Source organism: Streptomyces sp. NPDC002868 (assembly GCF_055563295.1).
Map to the genome: position 1 here is coordinate 161,880 of NZ_JBVHDR010000014.1, position 18,522 is coordinate 180,401.

At 69.4% G+C, this 18,522-nt stretch carries 13 protein-coding genes and 1 pseudogene; 4 read left to right on the plus strand and 10 right to left on the minus strand.

Annotated elements, in window-relative coordinates:
• Positions 1-6 precede the first annotated feature (6 nt).
• The gene (locus ACZ3H8_RS33175) at positions 7-816 is read left to right on the plus strand and encodes a DUF3097 domain-containing protein (protein ID WP_467408066.1); all 810 of its coding nucleotides are present in this window, start codon (positions 7-9) and stop codon (positions 814-816) included.
• A gap of 311 nt (positions 817-1,127) precedes the next feature.
• Here the strand turns inward: ACZ3H8_RS33175 and hemW are convergent, their stop codons facing one another.
• Positions 1,128-2,360, minus strand: coding sequence for a radical SAM family heme chaperone HemW (gene hemW, locus ACZ3H8_RS33180; RefSeq protein WP_467408067.1), 1,233 nt, complete (start codon positions 2,358-2,360; stop codon positions 1,128-1,130).
• A gap of 40 nt (positions 2,361-2,400) precedes the next feature.
• Entirely contained in the window at positions 2,401-4,353 is a 1,953-nt protein-coding gene (locus ACZ3H8_RS33185; protein ID WP_467408083.1) for a SpoIIE family protein phosphatase, read from the minus strand.
• Positions 4,354-4,583: 230 nt separating this feature from the next.
• On the opposite strand from ACZ3H8_RS33185, the gene ACZ3H8_RS33190 reads away from it, so the two are divergent.
• Together ACZ3H8_RS33190 and ACZ3H8_RS33195 are read left to right on the plus strand one after the other, a co-directional pair.
• Positions 4,584-8,705, plus strand: a complete 4,122-nt coding sequence (locus tag ACZ3H8_RS33190; protein ID WP_467408084.1) for a HAMP domain-containing protein — start codon at positions 4,584-4,586, stop codon at positions 8,703-8,705.
• A gap of 10 nt (positions 8,706-8,715) precedes the next feature.
• Positions 8,716-9,300, plus strand: coding sequence for a response regulator (locus ACZ3H8_RS33195; RefSeq protein WP_467408069.1), 585 nt, complete (start codon positions 8,716-8,718; stop codon positions 9,298-9,300).
• Positions 9,301-9,359: 59 nt separating this feature from the next.
• Here ACZ3H8_RS33195 and ACZ3H8_RS33200 read toward each other — a convergent pair whose 3' ends face one another.
• Together ACZ3H8_RS33200 and lepA are read right to left on the minus strand one after the other, a co-directional pair.
• Positions 9,360-11,249, minus strand: coding sequence for an AMP-dependent synthetase/ligase (locus ACZ3H8_RS33200; RefSeq protein ID WP_467408070.1), 1,890 nt, complete (start codon positions 11,247-11,249; stop codon positions 9,360-9,362).
• A gap of 313 nt (positions 11,250-11,562) precedes the next feature.
• Positions 11,563-13,431, minus strand: a complete 1,869-nt coding sequence (gene lepA / locus ACZ3H8_RS33205; RefSeq protein ID WP_467408072.1) for a translation elongation factor 4 — start codon at positions 13,429-13,431, stop codon at positions 11,563-11,565.
• A 211-nt stretch (positions 13,432-13,642) separates the two neighbouring features.
• Between lepA and rpsT the strand changes: the two genes are divergently transcribed.
• Complete coding sequence (rpsT, locus tag ACZ3H8_RS33210; protein WP_307663582.1) at positions 13,643-13,909, plus strand: 30S ribosomal protein S20; 267 nt, start codon at positions 13,643-13,645, stop codon at positions 13,907-13,909.
• A gap of 326 nt (positions 13,910-14,235) precedes the next feature.
• Here the strand turns inward: rpsT and holA are convergent, their stop codons facing one another.
• The 6 genes and pseudogenes from holA to ACZ3H8_RS33240 all read right to left on the minus strand — a co-directional run bounded on the left by holA (position 14,236) and on the right by ACZ3H8_RS33240 (position 18,335).
• Entirely contained in the window at positions 14,236-15,222 is a 987-nt protein-coding gene (gene holA, locus ACZ3H8_RS33215) for a DNA polymerase III subunit delta (protein ID WP_467408073.1), read from the minus strand.
• Positions 15,223-15,265: 43 nt separating this feature from the next.
• Entirely contained in the window at positions 15,266-15,511 is a 246-nt protein-coding gene (locus ACZ3H8_RS33220) for a hypothetical protein (protein WP_450533290.1), read from the minus strand.
• An 11-nt stretch (positions 15,512-15,522) separates the two neighbouring features.
• Positions 15,523-16,299 (minus strand): arylamine N-acetyltransferase family protein, encoded by a 777-nt coding sequence (locus ACZ3H8_RS33225; protein ID WP_467408075.1) that lies wholly within the window; start codon positions 16,297-16,299, stop codon positions 15,523-15,525.
• A 115-nt stretch (positions 16,300-16,414) separates the two neighbouring features.
• Positions 16,415-16,639: pseudogene (locus ACZ3H8_RS33230) on the minus strand (hypothetical protein); the annotation flags it as partial.
• A gap of 65 nt (positions 16,640-16,704) precedes the next feature.
• Positions 16,705-17,157: a GNAT family N-acetyltransferase gene (locus ACZ3H8_RS33235; protein ID WP_467408076.1), complete on the minus strand. Its 453-nt coding sequence runs from the start codon at positions 17,155-17,157 to the stop codon at positions 16,705-16,707.
• Positions 17,154-18,335 (minus strand): helix-turn-helix domain-containing protein, encoded by a 1,182-nt coding sequence (locus tag ACZ3H8_RS33240; protein ID WP_467408078.1) that lies wholly within the window; start codon positions 18,333-18,335, stop codon positions 17,154-17,156. Before ACZ3H8_RS33240 ends, ACZ3H8_RS33235 begins: the two co-directional genes overlap by 4 nt.
• Positions 18,336-18,522: the final 187 nt, after the last annotated feature.

Sequence of the window (18,522 nt, forward strand, 5' to 3'; positions counted from 1 at the left end):
TGGCGAATGCGCAGCTACAGCCCCGATCTGACGCCCCCTTGGAAGAAGCAGCAGCCGGCTCCCGAGGTCCCCGCCGACCCGGACCTGGTCGTGGAGGAGGTCGGCACGGGCTTCTGCGGCGCGGTGATCGGCTGCGAGGCGGGGACTGTGACCCTGGAGGACCGCTTCGGCAAACACCGGGTGTTCCCGCTGGCCCCGCGGGGCTTCCTGCTGGAAGGCCGCGTCGTCACCCTGGTCCGCCCGACGTCGCCGTCCGCGGCCCGCCCGGTCCGTACGGCCTCGGGCTCCCTCGCGGTCCCCGGCGCCCGCGCGCGGGTCGCGCGCGCCGGGCGCATCTACGTGGAGGGCCGCCACGACGCCGAGCTCGTCGAGAAGGTCTGGGGCGACGATCTGCGGATCGAGGGGGTGGTGGTGGAGTACCTGGAGGGCATCGACGACCTCCCCTCGATCGTCACGGCCTTCGCCCCGGGCCCGGACGCGCGCCTGGGGGTACTGGTGGACCACCTGGTCCCGGGCTCGAAGGAGTCCCGCATCGCGTCCGAGATCTCCAGCGCCCACGCCCTGGTGGTGGGCCACCCGTACATCGACGTGTGGGAGGCGGTGAAGCCGTCCTCGGTGGGCATCCGCGCCTGGCCGACGGTCCCGCGCGGCGAGGACTGGAAGACGGGCGTCTGCCGCGCTCTGGGCTGGCCGGAGAGCACGGGCGCGGCGTGGCAGCGGATCCTGTCGGGGGTGCGGTCGTACAAGGACCTTGAGCCGGAGCTGCTGGGGCGGGTGGAGGAGCTGATCGACTTCGTGACGGCGCCGGGGGTGTGACCCGGGGTTCTTCCCCTGCCCGCCCCTTCCCGTAACCGGGGCTCCGCCCCGGACCCCGCGCCTCAAACTCCCCCCAGACTTCGTCCGGGGGGACCCCCACGAGGCTGGATTTCCGCCGGTCGGCCTGAATTTTCAGACCGACCGGCGGAAATTGAAGCCCGTCCGGCGATTGAGGACACGCCCGAAGGGCGTACTGGGGGTCCCCCCACGCCCGCAGGGCGTAGGGAGCGGGTCTGGGGCTTGCCCCCAGTTCGGGAAGGGGCGGGTAGGGGAACAGCCCTGCCGCAGGCGCACCGCACCGCCCCGCCCCGTCAGTCCACCAGGTCCCGCACCACCGCGTCCGCCAGCAGCCGCCCCCGCAGCGTCAGCACCGCACGCCCCTCGGCATACGGCCCCGGCTCCAGCAGACCGTCCGACAGCGCCCGACCCGCCGCCGCCAGGCCGTCCGCGCGCAGCAGGTCCAGCGGGCAGCCCTCGCTCAGGCGGAGTTCCAGCAGGACGCGCTCCACCCGGCGGTCCTCCGGGGAGAGCAGTTCGCGCCCGGCACCCGGCGAGCGGGAGTCGGCAAGCGCCGCCGCGTACGCGCCCGGGTGCTTCACGTTCCACCAGCGCACCCCGCCCACGTGGCTGTGCGCGCCGGGGCCGGCGCCCCACCAGTCCGCGCCGCGCCAGTACAGCTCGTTGTGCAGGCACCGGCCGGCCTCGGAGGTCGACCAGTTGGAGACCTCGTACCAGTCGAAGCCCGCCTCCCGCAGCGCCGAGTCCGCGATCAGATACCGGTCCGCGTGGACGTCGTCGTCGGTCATCGGCACCTCGCCCCGGCGGATGCGGCGCGCCAGCTGCGTGCCCTCCTCCACGATCAGCGCGTAGGCCGAGATGTGGTCGGGCCCGGCCGCCACCGCCGCCGCCAGGGACGCGCGCCAGTCGTCGTCGCTCTCCCCCGGCGTGCCGTAGATCAGGTCGAGGTTCACATGGCCGAAGCCCGCCTCCCGCGCCTCCGCGACGCACGCCTCCGGGCGGCCCGGGGTATGCGTACGGTCCAGCACCTTCAGTACGTGCTGCCGCGCGCTCTGCATCCCGAAGGAGATCCGGTTGAAGCCCCCGGCGCGCAGCTGGGCGAGATACTCCGGATCCACCGACTCCGGGTTCGCCTCGGTGGTGATCTCCGCGTCGTCGGCGAGCCCGAATTCGTCCCGTACGGCATCCAGCATCCGTACGAGATCTCCCGCGGCCAGCAGCGTCGGCGTACCGCCCCCGACGAACACCGTCCGCACCTGCCGCGGGTCGTCGCCCAGCACCTTGCGGGCCAGCCGGATCTCCTCCGCCACCATCTCGGCGTAGTTGTCGCGGGAGGCCAGCACGCCGCCCGAGCCGCGCAGCTCGGTCGCCGTGTAGGTGTTGAAGTCGCAGTAGCCGCAGCGCGTGGCGCAGTACGGCACATGCAGGTAAAAGGCGAGCGGCCGGTCCGCGGCGCCGTGGAGCGCGGACGCGGGCAGCGCCCCGTCCTCGGGCATGGGCTCACCATCGGGCAGTACGGAAGGCATGCCCCCCATTGTCCGTCACCGTGGCCGTCACCCCGAACGGCTACTGCGCCTGGAGCACCAGCAGCGCCAGATCGTCCTCCGGAGGCGTCTTGGCGAACTCGTACACCGCCTGCCTGATCCGCTCCGCGACCCCCTGCGCGGTGAGACCCGCGCACCCGGCGAGCACCCGCTCGAGCCCGTCGCCGTCGTCGAACATCCGCGGCCCGGAGCGACGCTCGGTCACCCCGTCCGTGACGCACAGCAGCGTGTCGCCGGGCTCCAGGTCGAAGGTCTGGCTCCGGTACGCCACGTCGTCGACGACCCCGAGCAGCACCTGCGGCTCCGCCGCCGTACGCACCCGGCCGTCGGGGCGCAGCAGCAGCGGCAGCGGATGACCCGCGCTCGCGAGGGTGCATCGCACGCCGCCCTGCGGCGAGCGCACCAGCTCGCCGTAGAGCAGGGACAGGAAGCGCGCCTGCGGCCCATCGGGCACGCCCTGCCCGCCCGCCGCCGCGACCATCAGGGCGGCCGCCTCCGCCGCCTCCATCGCGTCGTCGAGCAGCAGTCCGTTCAGCCGGTCGAGTACCTCGCCCACCTGGTATCCCTCGCGGGCGAGCAGCCGCAGCCACGGCCGGGCGAGGCCGGTGACGACGGCGGCCTCGGGCCCGCTGCCCTGGACGTCGCCGAGCATGAAGCACCAGCGGCCGCCGGAGCTGGCCGGAAAGATGTCGTAGAAGTCGCCGCCCGCGACGCCGTCGTCACTCGGCTCGTAGACCAGGAACCGGTCGACGCCCGGGATCTCGCCGACCTTGCCGGGCAGCAGCCCACGCTGGAGGACCTTGCTGATGGTGGCCTGCCGGGTGTACTGCCGTGCCGCGCTGATCGCCAGGGCGACCCGCCGCGCGAAGTCCTCGATCAGTGCGGTCACTTCGTCGGGTACGCGCGCCAGGCCCTGGCGTGCCACGAGCAGCGTACCCAGGCCGCGTCCGCCCGCGACGAGGCGGTAGGCGACGGCCGTGCCCTCGCCCGCTCCCGGCTCGCCGTCACGGGGCCAGGGGATAGGCACAGGACCGTTGCCCGAGGTCTCGGGCAGTAGCGGCGGCTCCTTTTCCAGGGCCTCGCGCAGCATCTCCATACGGGACTCGTCGCTGTGCCAGACCCGGGCGAGCCGCGGTGCCATCCCTGCCGAGCCGCCCGTCCCCCAGCCCGAGCGCCCGGCCTCCCCGTCCAGCCAGATCGCGCACCAGTCGGCGAGCCGCGGCACCAGCAACTGCCCGGCGAGCGCCGCGACCATGTCCTCGTCGAGCTGCCCGGCGAGCAGGTCGGAGGCTTCGGCGAGGAAGGAGAGCGCCCCGCGGCTCACCCAGTCCTGGTCCTCGCGGACGGCGCGCCGGGGCGCGGGGGCGAGGATCTCGGCGGCGCGCAGCCCGCGCTGCAGCGCGGGTTCGGCGCCGGGCAGCGGGCAGGTGTCCCAGCCGTCGACGGGGAGCCGGGCCCAGATGGTCTTGAGGGCTGCGAGATAGGTGATGCCCCAGCGCTCCGCGAGCGCGCCGACGAGGTGGAGACCGCGGCCGTACTCGGGAGTGCCGGTGTGGTCGGCGTCGTGCGTTTCGTTCCGTACGGCCCTTGCGGGGTGGTGGTCGGAGACCTCGATCACCAGCGCGGCGGGTTCGCTTTCGGCCGACTCCTCGAGGCGGCAGAGGAGTTCAACGGTGGTGCCCGCATGTACGACGGCGTTGGTGACGAGTTCGTTGACGATCAGCACGGCGTCGTCCGCGAGCCGGTCCGTACTGTGGTTTCCCGGCGGGCAGCCCGCGGGCCCTGCGCTGCCCCGGCAGAAGGCGCAGGTGGCGAGCAGCCCGAGGTTGGTCCAGTCGGCGAGTGCGGCGCGCACGAAACGGCGCGCGGCGGACGGCGCGAGCGGGTTGCCGGGCAGGCTGGTGCGGGAAATCGACCGTGCGTCGTCCCGTAGTGGGTACAACGCAGTTGAGCGCTGGCCGGTGTCGCGCTGCATCGGAATGGGCCCCACAGTGCGGCTCCTGGTCGGTTCTGGCAATGCGCCGCTTATGACACCGACAGAGTGACAGACTGAGCCTGCCCATAAGCGTCGAGTCACCGAAGTGGGCGGATATGAACAAAGATATTGCGTTGTCTCCCGCCCAGCCGGACTCCCGGCTGCCTGCCCAGCCGCCCGCGGACGGCGCCTGGATCCGTGTCTCGGAGCTCCGCCCGCTGCTGGCCGCGATGACGGCATTACGGGACGGCGACTTCCGGATACGGGTGGCGGAAACCCATGAAGGCATGTCCGCGGAACTGGCCGCGATGTTCAACCAGATCGCCGTGCGCAACAAGCACTTCGCGGACGAACTGACACGCGTAGGCCGAGAGGTGGTTCGGCACGGCAGGCTGGACGACCGGCTGGCGGCCAGCCCCGGCCAGGGCGCCTGGACCACCGACGTGAACAGTACGAACGCGCTGCTCGACGCCCTGGTGGTGCCCGCGGCGAACGCCGCCCGGGTGCTGGACGCGGTGGCGGGCGGCGATCTGACGCAGCGGGTCGATCTGCACGACGGCAACCGCCAGTTGCGCGGCGATCTGCGCCGGCTGGGCCGCGCAGTCAACAAAATGGTCGACCAGCTCTCGCTCTTCACGAGTGAGGTGACGCGAGTCGCTCGCGAGGCCGGCACCGAGGGGCGGCTGGGCGGCCGGGCCAAGGTGCAGGGCCTGTCCGGGAGTTGGCGGGATGTGACAGAGGCCGTCAATACGATGGCGTCCCGGCTGACGGCCCAGGTGCGGGACATCGCCGCGGTGACCACGGCCGTGGCGCGCGGCGATCTGACCCGTACGGTCACGGTCGAGGCGACCGGCGAGCTCCTTGAGCTGAAGCTCACCGTGAACACGATGGTGGACCAGCTCTCCGCCTTCGCCGACGAGGTGACGAGGGTCGCCCGCGAAGTCGGTACGGAAGGCCAGTTGGGCGGCCGCGCGCAGGTCCGCGGCGTGTCGGGGGTCTGGAAGGACCTCACGGACAACGTCAACTTCATGGCGTCCAACCTGACGTCCCAGGTCCGCAATATCGCGCAGGTCACCACGGCCGTGGCCAACGGCGATCTGTCGCAGAAGATCACGGTCGACGCGCAGGGCGAGATCCTCGAACTCAAGTCGACCATCAACACCATGGTCGACCAGCTCTCCGCCTTCGCCGACGAGGTGACAAGGGTCGCCCGCGAAGTCGGCACGGAAGGCAACCTCGGCGGCCGCGCCCAGGTCCGCGGCGTGTCCGGCGTCTGGAAGGATCTGACCGAGAACGTCAACTTCATGGCCGACAACCTGACCTCGCAGGTCCGGAACATCGCGCTCGTGTCGACGGCCGTCGCCCAGGGCGACCTCGGCAAGAAGATCACGGTCGAGGCGAAGGGCGAGATCCTCGAACTCAAGTCGACCATCAACACCATGGTCGACCAGCTCTCCGCCTTCGCCGACGAGGTGACAAGGGTCGCCCGCGAAGTCGGCACGGAAGGCAACCTCGGCGGCCAGGCCCAGGTCCGCGGCGTGTCCGGCGTCTGGAAGGACCTCACGGACAACGTCAACTTCATGGCGTCCAACCTGACGTCCCAGGTACGGAACATCGCCCAGGTCACCACCGCCGTCGCCAACGGCGATCTCTCCAAGAAGATCACCGTCGACGCCCGCGGCGAGATCCTGGAGCTGAAGGACACCGTCAACACGATGGTGGAGCAGCTGAGCGCCTTCGCCGACGAGGTGACAAGGGTCGCCCGCGAGGTCGGCACGGACGGCCGGCTCGGCGGCCGCGCCCAGGTCCTCGGCGTCACGGGCCTGTGGAAGGACCTCACCGACAACGTCAACTACATGGCCGACAACCTCACTTCCCAGGTGCGGAACATCGCCCAGGTGGCAACGGCCGTGGCCCAGGGCGACCTCTCCAAGAAGATCGACGTGGACGCCCGAGGCGAGATCCTGGAGCTCAAGACCACCATCAACACCATGGTGGACACGCTCTCCTCCTTCTCCTCCGAGGTCACCCGGGTGGCCCGCGAGGTGGGCTCGGAGGGGCAGCTGGGTGGCCAGGCACGCGTCGAGGGCGTGTACGGCACCTGGAAGCGGCTCACCACCAATGTGAACGAGCTCGCGCTCAACCTCACCACCCAGGTCCGCGCCATCGCCGAGGTCGCGTCCGCCGTCGCCCAGGGCGACATGTCCCGCTCCATCACCGTGGAGACGCGGGGTGAGGTCTCCGAGCTCAAGGACAACATCAATCTGATGGTGTCCAACCTCCGTGAGACCACCCGCGCGAAGGACTGGCTGGAGTCCAACCTGGCCCGTCTGGCCGGTCTGATGCAGGGTCACCGCGACCTGATGGAAGTCGCCGACCTGATCCTTCGCGAGCTGACCCCGCTGGTGAACGCGCAGTACGGCGCCTTCTTCCTGGCCGACCCCGACCAGAACGGCACTCCGTCCCGTACGACGTCCACCACCAAGGGACTGGCCTTCATCGCCGGTTACGGCTCCGCACAGTCCTCCACCGTCGACACCACCGGCATGCCGGGCCACGGCCTGGTCCGGCAGGCCGCCCTGGAGAAGAAGCGGATCCTCCTCGAGGAGGCCCCGCCCGACTACATCAAAATCAACTCAGGGCTCGGTGAGGCGTCCCCCGCCAGCGTCGTCATCATCCCGATCCTCTTCGAGGACCAGCTGCTGGGCGTCATCGAGCTGGCGTCCTTCTCCCGCTTCTCCGATGTCCACCTGGCCTTTTTCGACCAGTTCGTCAACACCATCGGCGTCGCGATCAACACCATCATCGCCAACTCCCGTACGGAGTCGCTGCTCGGCGAGTCCCAGCGGCTCGCGGTCCAGCTCCAGGAGCGCTCCGACGAGCTCCAGCGCCAGCAGGCGGAACTCCAGCGCTCCAACGCGGAGCTGGAGGAGAAGGCGGCTCTGCTCGCGACGTCCTCGCAGTACAAGTCGGAGTTCCTGGCGAACATGTCGCACGAGCTGCGCACCCCGCTGAACTCCCTGCTCATCCTGGCCCGGCTGCTCTCCGACAATCCGGACGGCCATCTGTCCGACCAGGAAGTGCAGTTCGCCACCACGATCCACCGCTCGGGCTCCGATCTTCTCCAGCTGATCAACGACATCCTGGACCTGTCGAAGATCGAAGCCGGCCGGATGGACGTACGCCCGAAGAAGCTGCCGCTGATCAAGCTGCTCGACTACGTCCATGCCACCTTCCGACCGATCACACTGGACCGGGGGCTGGCCTTCGAGGTCGGCGTCGGCGAGGACGTGCCGCGCGAGATGTACTCCGACGAGCAGCGGCTCCAGCAGATCCTGCGCAATCTGCTGTCCAACGCCATAAAGTTCACCTCCTCCGGCCGCGTCGAACTGAGCGTGAACAGGGTCAAGGACCCCGACAACGAGCTGCTCAAAGGCACGGACGACCTGATCGCGTTCGCCGTCACCGACACCGGCATCGGCATCGCCCCGGAGAAACTCCCGGTGATCTTCGAGGCTTTCCAGCAGGCCGACGGCACCACCAACCGCAAGTACGGCGGCACGGGCCTCGGCCTGTCCATCAGCCGGGAGATCGCGGGGCTGCTCGGCGGCCGCATCATCGCGGAGAGCGAGCCGGGCCGCGGCTCCACATTCACGCTGTACGTGCCCGTCCTCTACCCCGGCCAGGTGGGCGGCGACAGCGACGGCTCGTACGACGGCCATGTTCTGCACGGCGTCCATGACATCCACGACGTGCCGCTGACCTCGCCGGAGCGGCACCACGCCGAACATCTTCCGCGCCAGGACGTGGACGACGGCTGGCCGACGACCACCAAGCTGGAGGAGTGGAAGTCGGGCCGTGCGGGCCGCATCCTGTCGGGCCGTCGCGTCCTCATCGTCGACGACGACATCCGCAATGTCTTCGCGCTCACCCATGTGCTGGGCAGGGTGGGCATGCCCGTGCTCTACGCGGAGAACGGCCGTGAGGGCATCGAGACGCTGGAGCGCAACCCCGACGTCGAACTGGTCCTGATGGACATCATGATGCCCGAGATGGACGGGTACGAGACGATCGAGGCGATCCGGCGCAGCCCGCTCTGGACGGCCCTGCCGATTGTCGCCCTCACGGCCAAGGCGATGCCCGGGGACCGCGAGAAGTCGATCGCGCAGGGCGCCAATGAATACGTGCCGAAACCCGTCGACGTGGACCGTCTGCTGACGGTCGTCTGCGCCCTCCTCGACCCCGAGGGCGGGCCGGCCGAACCGGGCGGCCAGGCGTCGGCAGATCCACCCGCAATACCGGGACAGCCAAACGGCGATGCGGAGCCGGCTGTCCCGCCGACCATCACGTGAGGCAGACACGATGAGCACAGAGGCGGCCACCACCGACCGCGCGAGCATCCTCCTCGTGGACGACATGGAGGACAACCTCGTCGCCCTGGAGGCAGTACTGGGGTCCCTCAACGAACCGTTGGTCCGGGCGCGTTCCGGGGAGGAGGCGATGAAGGCACTGCTGCGGCAGAAGTTCGCGGTGGTGCTGCTGGATGTGCGGATGCCGGGCATGGACGGCTTCGAGACGGCGTCCAACATCAAACGTCTCGACCAGACGAAGGACATCCCGATCATCTTCCTGACCGGGACGGAGGCGGACAGCGGCTATGCGTTCCGGGGGTACGCAACGGGGGCGGCGGACTATCTGACCAAACCCTTCGACCCTTGGGTGCTGCGGGCGAAGGTGAATGTGTTCCTCGATCTGCACCGCAAGAACCGTCAGTTGGAGCGGCTGCTGGCGAGTGAGCAGGAGCAGCTGGGGCAGATCGCGAAGCGGCTGACGGCGATAGAGACGGAGCTGGGGCGGAGCGGCCCGAGCGATGTGCCGGAGCTGCGGGCGCAGTTGACCCGGATAGAGAAAACGATGAGGGAACTCCTCAATCGCCGGACGGGATGAGAATCAGCCCGTCCGGCGATTGAGGACCGGGGTCCGGGGCGGAGCCCCGGCGGCGCGGGCTACGCCTCGCGGGAGCCCGCGTACATGTCCTCGATCAGGTCCTTGTACTCGCGCTCGACGACCGGCCTCTTCAGCTTGAGGCTGGGCGTCAGTTCGCCGTGCTCGATGTCCAGGTCGCGCGGGAGCAGCCGGAACTTCTTGATCGTCTGCCAGCGCTGCAGCCCCTCGTTGAGCCGCTCCACATAGCCCTCAATGAGCTGCTCGGCCTGCTTGGTGGCCACCACGTCGGCGTACGACTTGCCGTCCAGGCCGTTCTCCTTGGCCCAGCCGAGGATGGTCGGTTCGTCCAGGGCGATCAGCGCGGTGCAGAAGTTACGGTCCGCGCCGTGCACCAGGATGTTGGAGACGAACGGGCACACCGCCTTGAACTGGCCCTCGACCTCCGCCGGCGCGATGTACTTGCCGCCCGACGTCTTGATCAGGTCCTTCTTGCGGTCCGTGATCCGCAGATAGCCGTCCGCGGACAGCTCGCCGATGTCCCCGGTGTGGAACCACCCGTCGGGCTCCAGGACTTCCGCGGTCTTCTCCGGCAGCCGGTGGTAGCCCTCCATGATGCCGGGGCCGCGCAGCAGGATCTCGCCGTCGTCCGCGATGCGCACCTCGGTGCCGGGCAGCGGCTTGCCGACCGTGCCCGTGCGGTACGCCTCGCCCGGGTTGATGAACGACGCCGCGCTCGACTCCGTAAGCCCGTAGCCCTCCAGGATGTGGATCCCGGCGCCGGCGAAGAAGTAGCCGATGTCGGGCGCGAGCGCGGCGGACCCGGAGACCGCGGCGCGCAGCTGCCCGCCGAAGGCCTCGCGGAGCTTGGAGTAGACGAGCGCGTCGGCGACCTTGTGCTTGGCGGTGAGCCCGAAGGTCGCGGAAGCCGTGCCCGTACGGCGGAAGTTGTCCTGCGCGGCCTTCGCGTACTCGCGCGAGATACCGGCCGCCCACTTGAAGATCTTGTACTTCGCGCCGCCGGCGGCCCGCGCCTTGGCCGCGACACCGTTGTAGACCTTCTCGAAGATGCGCGGCACGGCGGCCATATAGGTCGGCTGCACGACCGGCAGGTTCTCGATGATCTTGTCGACGCGGCCGTCGACGGCGGTGACATGGCCGACCTCGATCTGCCCGGAGGTCAGCACCTTGCCGAAGACGTGGGCGAGTGGCAGCCAGAGGTACTGCACGTCGTCCTTGCTGATCAGCCCGGTCGCGGCGGTGGCCTTGGCCATGTATGACCAGTTGTCGTGCGGCAGCCGTACACCCTTGGGCCGTCCCGTGGTGCCCGAGGTGTAGATGAGCGTCGCCAGCTGGTCGGCGGTGATCGCCGCGACCCGCTCCTTGACGGCTTCGGGGTGCTTGTCGAGGTACTGCGCACCGCGGGCCTCAAGATCGGCGAGCGAGAGCACCCATCCCTCGGGGTCGCTCTCGTCCGGCTCCACGCCCGTCATGTCGAAGACGACGACGTGCCTGAGCTCCGGCAGCTCGGCCCGGCGCTCGCGCGCCTTGGCCAGCTGGGTCGCGTCCTCCGCGATCAGCACCCGGCTGTCGGAGTCGGCGAGGATGTACGCCGATTCCTCGGCGTTGGTGGACGGGTAGACGGTCGTGGTCGCGCCGCCCGCGCACATCACGCCGAGGTCGGCGAGGATCCACTCGACCCGGGTGGCGGACGCGAGCGCGACCCGCTCCTCGGGCTGCACGCCGAGATCGATCAGACCGGCGGCGATGGCGTAGACGCGCTCGGCGGCCTGGCCCCAGCTCAGCGACTCCCAGTCGTCGGGCCCGTGACCGGCGGCGGGGGCCACTGGGTAGCGGTAGGCCTCGGCGTCCGGCGTAGCCGCCACGCGTTCGGTGAACAGGGTCGCCACCGAGGGCGGTCGGTTCTCGATCTGGGTCTGTGTGTCGCTCACGACGTCCTCCGGGCCTGCGGCAGCACTGCAACTGGCTGGTTGTTTAACTGGCGAGTAACCATCGAGCCGTGATCAGGGTAGAGCGCGCAATGCCGGTGCGTAAGAGGCTGCGGGCTGCCGCTTGATAACGAACGGGCCCTCGCCCCGTTGGCCGGAAGACATGGTCGGTGTATCCCTCACCTATCGGGCGCTGTCTGCGCAGACACGCCAAAAGCGCCCGTCCGGACCCCCGGGCGGGCGCTTCTGCGTGACGTGCGGTGCGTGTGGGACGCGATGCGACGCGACGTGCGGCTACGTCATAGCCGCGTCTGCGCTACTTCTTCGCCTTGCCGCCGCTCTCGTCGCTGGACAGCACCGCGATGAAGGCCTCCTGCGGGACCTCCACGCTGCCCACCATCTTCATCCGCTTCTTGCCTTCCTTCTGCTTCTCCAGCAGCTTCCGCTTACGGGAGATGTCACCGCCGTAGCACTTGGCGAGGACGTCCTTGCGGATGGCGCGGATGGTCTCGCGGGCGATGACCCGCGAGCCGATGGCGGCCTGGATGGGCACCTCGAAGGCCTGCCGCGGGATGAGCTCCCTGAGCTTGGCGACGAGCCGCACGCCGTACGCGTACGCCGCATCCTTGTGCGTGACGGCGGAGAAGGCGTCGACCTTGTCGCCGTGCAGCAGGATGTCGACCTTGACCAGGCTGGCGGACTGCTCGCCGGTGGGCTCGTAGTCGAGAGAGGCGTAGCCGCGGGTCTTGGACTTCAGCTGGTCGAAGAAGTCGAAGACGATCTCGGCGAGGGGGAGCGTGTAGCGGATCTCGACCCGGTCCTCGGAGAGGTAGTCCATGCCGAGCAGCGTGCCGCGGCGGGTCTGGCACAGCTCCATGATCGAGCCGATGAACTCGCTCGGCGCAAGGATCGTGGCCCGTACGACCGGCTCGTGGACCTTGTCGATCTTGCCCTCGGGGAACTCGCTCGGGTTGGTGACGGTGTGCTCGGCGCCGTCCTCCATGGTCACGCGGTAGACCACGTTGGGGGCGGTGGCGATCAGGTCCAGGCCGAACTCGCGCTCCAGGCGCTCGCGGATGACGTCCAGGTGCAGCAGACCGAGGAAGCCCACGCGGAAGCCGAAGCCGAGGGCCGCGGAGGTCTCCGGCTCGTAGACCAGCGCGGCATCGTTGAGCTGCAGCTTGTCGAGGGCCTCGCGGAGGTCCGGGTACTCCGAGCCGTCCAGCGGATAGAGGCCCGAGAACACCATCGGCTTGGGGTCCTTGTAGCCGCCCAGCGCCTCGGTCGCGCCCTTGGTGAAGGAGGTGATCGTGTCACCGACCTTGGACTGCCGGACGTCCTTCACACCCGTGATGATGTAGCCCACCTCGCCGACGCCGAGGCCGTCGGCCGGGGTCATCTCCGGGGACGAGACGCCGATCTCCAGCAGCTCGTGGGTGGCGCCGGTGGACATCATGCGGATGCGCTCGCGCTTGTTGAGCTGACCGTCGACGACACGGACGTACGTGACGACACCGCGGTACGAGTCGTAGACCGAGTCGAAGATCATCGCGCGGGCGGGCGCGTCGGCGACACCGACCGGGGCGGGCACGTCGCGGACCACGCGGTCCAGCAGTGCCTCCACGCCGATGCCGGTCTTGGCCGAGACCTTGAGGACGTCCTCCGGCTGGCAGCCGATGAGGTTGGCGAGCTCCTCGGAGAACTTCTCCGGCTGGGCGGCCGGCAGGTCGATCTTGTTGAGGACCGGGACGATCGTGAGGTCGTTCTCCATGGCCAGATAGAGGTTGGCGAGCGTCTGCGCCTCGATGCCCTGGGCGGCGTCGACCAGCAGGACGGTGCCCTCACAGGCCGCGAGCGAGCGGGAGACCTCGTAGGTGAAGTCCACGTGCCCGGGGGTGTCGATCATGTTCAGGATATGAGTCCTGGACTGGTCGGGGCCCTCGGTAGGAGCCCAGGGCAGCCGTACCGCCTGGGACTTGATCGTGATGCCGCGCTCGCGCTCGATGTCCATGCGGTCGAGGTACTGAGCGCGCATCTGCCGCTGCTCGACCACACCGGTCAGCTGGAGCATCCGGTCGGCAAGGGTCGACTTGCCGTGGTCGATGTGCGCGATGATGCAGAAATTGCGGATCAGCGCCGGGTCGGTACGGCTCGGCTCGGGCACGTTGGTAGGAGTCGCGGGCACGCAGGGTCCTGATTCTTGAGACGCCGGGCGTCTCGTCTCGGGCGATGTCGGATCGGGATCGATACGTAGAGCTTCTATGGTCCCACGGCTGCGGGGCAGCGGTCGGTTTGGGCCGCTCGATGGGCGGCTGGTAGCCTGGGCAGCTGTGTCTCGTGCCCTCTCATGTACGAGACACACACTCAAAGATCATCGAACCTGAAAAGGCTCTTTCGTGGCGAACATCAAGTCCCAGATCAAGCGGAACAAGACGAACGAGAAGGCGCGCCTGCGCAACAAGGCCGTCAAGTCGTCGCTCAAGACCGCGATCCGCAAGGCCCGTGAGGCTGTCGCCTCGGGCGACGTCGAGAAGGCCAATGTGGCCGTCCGTGAGGCGTCGCAGAAGCTCGACAAGGCCGTCTCCAAGGGTGTCATCCACAAGAACGCCGCCGCCAACAAGAAGTCGGCGCTGGCCTCCAAGGTTGGCTCCCTCAAGGGCTGAACCTCTTGATTGTCGCCGGTAGGGACTCAGCGGGCCCTCTCTTCCGCTCCTGACCCGGCACCCTCAGCGCCGCACGCGGCCTGCGTTCGCCACGCGGGTGCGGCGCACACTGTTTGAACTGTGAGCCCCGGTGGCTGTCCTTCCCCAGGACGGCAACCGGGGCTTTCGGCATTGCGGGAGGTGCGGGTGCGCGGATCGGGGGGGGCAGGGCGGGGGTCGGCGGCCGGGCGGGCTCGGCCTGGCTCGGCGGCCGGGCGGCTCGGCCTGGCTCGGCGGCCGGGCGGGCTCGGCCCGGGCGGGCTCGGCCTGGCTCGGCCTGGCTCGGCTCAGCGTCGGGAGCGTGCCGCGCGGGCGATCGCCACGACCGCCTTCTCCAGCGCGTACTCCGGGTCGTCACCCCCGCCCTTCACCCCCGCGTCCGCCTCCGCCACCGCGCGCAGCGCGACCGCCACCCCGTCCGGCGTCCAGCCCCGCATCTGCTGCCGCACCCGGTCGATCTTCCACGGCGGCATGCCCAGCTCACGCGCGAGATCGGCGGGCCGCCCGCCTCGGGCCGACGAGAGCTTGCCGATCGCCCGCACCCCCTGCGCCAGAGCGCTGGTGATCAGGACCGGCGCGACCCCCGTCGACAGGGACCAGCGCAGCGCCTCCAGCGCCTCCGCCGTCCGCCCCTCCACGGCACGGTCCGCGACCGTGAAGCTGGAGGCCTCGGCCCGGCCGGTGTAGTACCGCCCGACGACCGCCTCGTCGATCGTGCCCTCGACGTCGGACGCGAGCTGCGAGACCGCGGCGGCCAGCTCCCGCAGATCGCTGCCGATCGAGTCGACCAGGGCCTGGCACGCCTCAGGCGTCGCCGACCTTCCCAGCGCCCGGAACTCGGACCGTACGAACGTGAGCCGCTCCGCGGGCTTCGTCGTCTTGGGACAGGCGACCTCGCGCGCCCCCGCCTTGCGGGCAGCGTCCAGCAGCCCCTTGCCCTTCGCACTGCCGGGGTGCAGCAGCACAAGGGTGATCTCCTCCGCGGGAGCATCGAGATACGCCTTGATGTCCTTGATCGTGTCCGCGGACAGGTCCTGCGCGTTCCGCACGACGACGACCTTGCGCTCGGCGAAGAGCGACGGGCTGGTCAGCTCGGCCAGCGTGCCCGGCTGAAGTTGGTCGGCGGTGAGGTCGCGTACGTCCGTGTCCGCGTCGGCGGCCCGGGCGGCCGCCACCACCTGCTGCACGGCACGGTCGAGGAGCAGGTCCTCCTGGCCCACGGCGAGCGTGACGGGGGCGAGGGGATCGTCGGTCGAATTCTTCCTGGTGGCCATCGCGGTCCAGCATCCCACGCGCCACTGACACCGCCCTCTCCGCTTACGGCTCTTCGCGCCAGCCGTCCCACTCCCCCGCGAACTCGTCCAGCTTCGCCGGGTCCAGCCGCCCGTCCGGGTCCTCGACGACCAGCAGCCACTGGGCGTCCTCGGCGTCGTCCTCGCCGGCCAGCGCGTCTCGCAGAAGCAGCGGCTCCTCGGCGACGCCGAAGCGGTCGCCGAGCGCCTCGGCCGCCTCCTCCGCGGCATCGCGGTCGGGCAGCACCAGTACATGTCTCACAGCACTCACAAGGACATTGTTCAGGTCGCCCTGCCCGGGGCTGTCGGCAGGCGGTCGAGCAGCAGCCCGAAGTGATCGCGATACGCCGCGAGCACCGCGGCGTCGTCGGCCAGCGGCTGCTCATGCCGCTCACCGTGCACGGTGGTGACCAGTTTGCGGCCGCTGAGCGTGATCCGTCCCTCGGCGGTGAGCCGGGAGCAGACGACGGACTGAGTGAAGTGCGAGTCGGGCGAAGTACGGTGCCACCAGGCCCCGGCCCGGAAGTCGTCGAGGACGCGTGGCCGCGTGTCGAGGCGGAACTGCGGCTTGCCGTCGCGGTAGACGTCGAGATCCCCGTACCGAGAGGCCTCGACGATCCGGAACGTGCCGGCCGGGTCCTTCTGATCGCCCCGCTCGTCGAACGCAAGCGGATGGTGGCTGTGGTCGCCGAAGCCGACGTCGGCCAGCCAGGGGCCGGTGGAGTCCACCGTCTCGACGAGCAGGGCGAGATGGTCGTACGGGATGCCGAGTCGGCCCTCGTCGCCGAACACACGGCCCTGGAGGAGGGTGACGGTGAAGCCGAGGTCGCGCAGCAACGCCGCGAAGGCGCCGTTGAGTTCGTAGCAGAATCCGCCCCGCCGAGCGTCCACGATCTTGGCGAGGAGCGCCTTCTCCTCCAGCACGATGTCCTCGCCGAGGTGGATGGAGAGGTTCTCGAAGGGCACTGTCCGCAAGTGCCGCAGCTGCAGATCGCGCAGCGCGTCGGCGTCGGCGCGCTCGGGGCGGCTCGCACCGATACGGCGGAGGTAGGCATCCATGGGACGAGTGTGTCCCGAGGGGCGCCCGAGCACCATGGCTCCCTGGTCCTAGGCCTCTCGCCCGAGGCGCGTGGGCGCGTGGGCGCGGGTGCGGCGGGTGCGGCGGTGGGTCCGGGCCGCGCGGGACCGCCCGCAGGGCTCGTCCGCCGCCGGTCACCGCGATCGCCCCGTCCGTGTCGGTACGCAGCACCACCGCTCCCCCTGCCTTCAGCGCCGCGACCGTACGGGGCGCTGGATGGCCGTACATGTTGCCGCGGCCCGCGGAGATCAGCGCCAGCCGCGGGCGCACGGCGCGCAGCAGGCCGGGGTGCTGGTGGGCGGAGCCGTGGTGCCACATTTTTTCTTAGGGGGTCCTGACTTCACGGTGTACCCGCCATGCCCGGATCAGATGCGGGCGCCGCCCTGTCATTTCTCCACGCGGTAGAACACCTTGTCGCCGCGCGGTTCCGCTCCGTAGGCCTCGTAGAAGGCCAGCGCTGGAGGGTTGTCACCGTCGGCGGTCCACTCGATGCGGGAGCATCCGGCGGCGCTGGCTGCATCCTTCAGTGCGGCCATGAAGAGTCCCGCGATGCCGCGGCGTCGTGCGGGCTCGCGTACGTACAGCTCTTTCAGGTACAGGGACGTGTCTGCTCCGGCGGCGGGCCAGAGGAACGAGAAGCTGGCGAGGCCAAGCACCTCCGACGCTTCGCGAGCGAGTAGCACCGTCGCTACGGGGTGATCGCTGAAGAGGGCGGCCGTGATCTGGTCCACGCTGCCCGGAACGGCTTCGCCACCGTAGTAGGCCTCTATCTCCCCCAGGATCTCGGAGATCACTGCTACGTCCTCAGGCGTCGCCCGGTCGATCGTCACCATCGTCATCCGTCCCTCTCCCCGGCGGGCAGCGCCAACACCTCGCGGAGTACCCGCATTTCCTGCACCGACTGTCGTGCCTTCGGCACAGTAGTAGTCAGCTCTTGGGCTCGGTAGATGATCAGGGCTGAGCGATGCGCCGACGGGAGGCCCACGATGGTGTCGGTTGCCAGTGTGGCGGCCCCTGCAAGATCGCCTTCGAATGCAAGACACTCCGCTTGATCCAGGTGGATCAAGGCTCGGTCTGTGTGGTCTCCAGCGGGGTACAGCTCCAGGGCGTGGGCCTGCTCGTCCCTGGCTCGCCCGATCTCCTTCAGGTGCGTCCACGCGTTTCCTGAATGAAACCGAAGCTGTGATTCGGAGTATCCGAATGCTGACCCAATGCGGTCGCTTGGATCGAGGCGTTCCAGGGCTGTCGCTGCATTGGTCAGTGCGGCGGCCGTATCCTTCTTACGCCCCTGTAGGGCGTGTGCGCGAGCTTCAAGTGGTGCAGCAAGAGCCGGGCCAACGCAGGGCAGACCACCCGCCAACTGCTGAGCTCGGCAGGCCAGTTCAACCGCACCCTCTATGTCGTGGCTGTAGTAAAGCTGGTACGCCTCCTGGGCGTAAATCCATGACAAAGTCGCCCGGTCTTCAGCCGCTGCCGCGGCGGCCCGCCCCGTGCGCCACCAGTCACGACTTGATGCATCCCCAAGCTTCAGCAGCGTGAGCGCCATGAGCCCGGACATCTGGGCGAGAGCCAAGGTGAGCCTGCGCCGGACTGATGACGGGTGACGGTGCGTCAGCACACGTTGCAGGTCTGCTATGTCGCTGATCAACTCGGGCAGAAGGTCGGCTTCCGGACGGTAGCGGGTTGCCCGTCCGTAGCGGGCGACGGTGTATTCCCAGTCGTCCAGCCCGGCATCCGTCATAGCCCCGGCTGCAAGAGCGTCAGAAAGTCCGCGCTGAAGGGCGGCGGCCTGCTCCAGGGCTCTCATCTCTGGCCGCACAGCTGCAAGCGCGACGAGCTCCCCCCGCGCTCCCAACGCCTTGTCCAGGGCTGCGGCGAGCGGCGGCGTGGGGCGACGCTTGCCGTTTTCGAGGTCGCCGACCATCGTCTTGCTGCAATTCGCAAGTTGGGCTACGTCGCGAATTGAACGGCTGCCGCGCAGCCGTCGTAACGCTTCCCCGAATGCCTCTTCGGTCATAGGTGTCCTCATGTCCGCAGCGTCCACAGCATTGCGGACGGGAGCGGACACGTTTCCCTCGGGTCCGGCCGTCCACATCGGCAACGCTACTCCTAGCCTCGCCGTTTCACTTGGTGCGGGAGGCGGGTTCTGGGCAGTAACGCGAAGGTGCCTTCTGAGCTGGGACGATGAACCTTGTTGAGGGGTT

Bases quoted from the DNA above. Each gene is read 5' to 3' on its own strand.
- ACZ3H8_RS33175 (WP_467408066.1), top strand. From the start codon at position 7: ATGCGCAGCTACAGCCCCGATCTGACGCCCCCTTGGAAGAAGCAGCAG.
- hemW (WP_467408067.1), bottom strand. From the start codon at position 2,360: ATGCCTTCCGTACTGCCCGATGGTGAGCCCATGCCCGAGGACGGGGCG.
- ACZ3H8_RS33185 (WP_467408083.1), bottom strand. From the start codon at position 4,353: ATGCAGCGCGACACCGGCCAGCGCTCAACTGCGTTGTACCCACTACGG.
- ACZ3H8_RS33190 (WP_467408084.1), top strand. From the start codon at position 4,584: ATGACGGCATTACGGGACGGCGACTTCCGGATACGGGTGGCGGAAACC.
- ACZ3H8_RS33195 (WP_467408069.1), top strand. From the start codon at position 8,716: ATGAGCACAGAGGCGGCCACCACCGACCGCGCGAGCATCCTCCTCGTG.
- holA (WP_467408073.1), bottom strand. From the start codon at position 15,222: ATGGCCACCAGGAAGAATTCGACCGACGATCCCCTCGCCCCCGTCACG.
- ACZ3H8_RS33225 (WP_467408075.1), bottom strand. From the start codon at position 16,299: ATGGATGCCTACCTCCGCCGTATCGGTGCGAGCCGCCCCGAGCGCGCC.
- ACZ3H8_RS33235 (WP_467408076.1), bottom strand. From the start codon at position 17,157: ATGACGATGGTGACGATCGACCGGGCGACGCCTGAGGACGTAGCAGTG.
- ACZ3H8_RS33240 (WP_467408078.1), bottom strand. From the start codon at position 18,335: ATGACCGAAGAGGCATTCGGGGAAGCGTTACGACGGCTGCGCGGCAGC.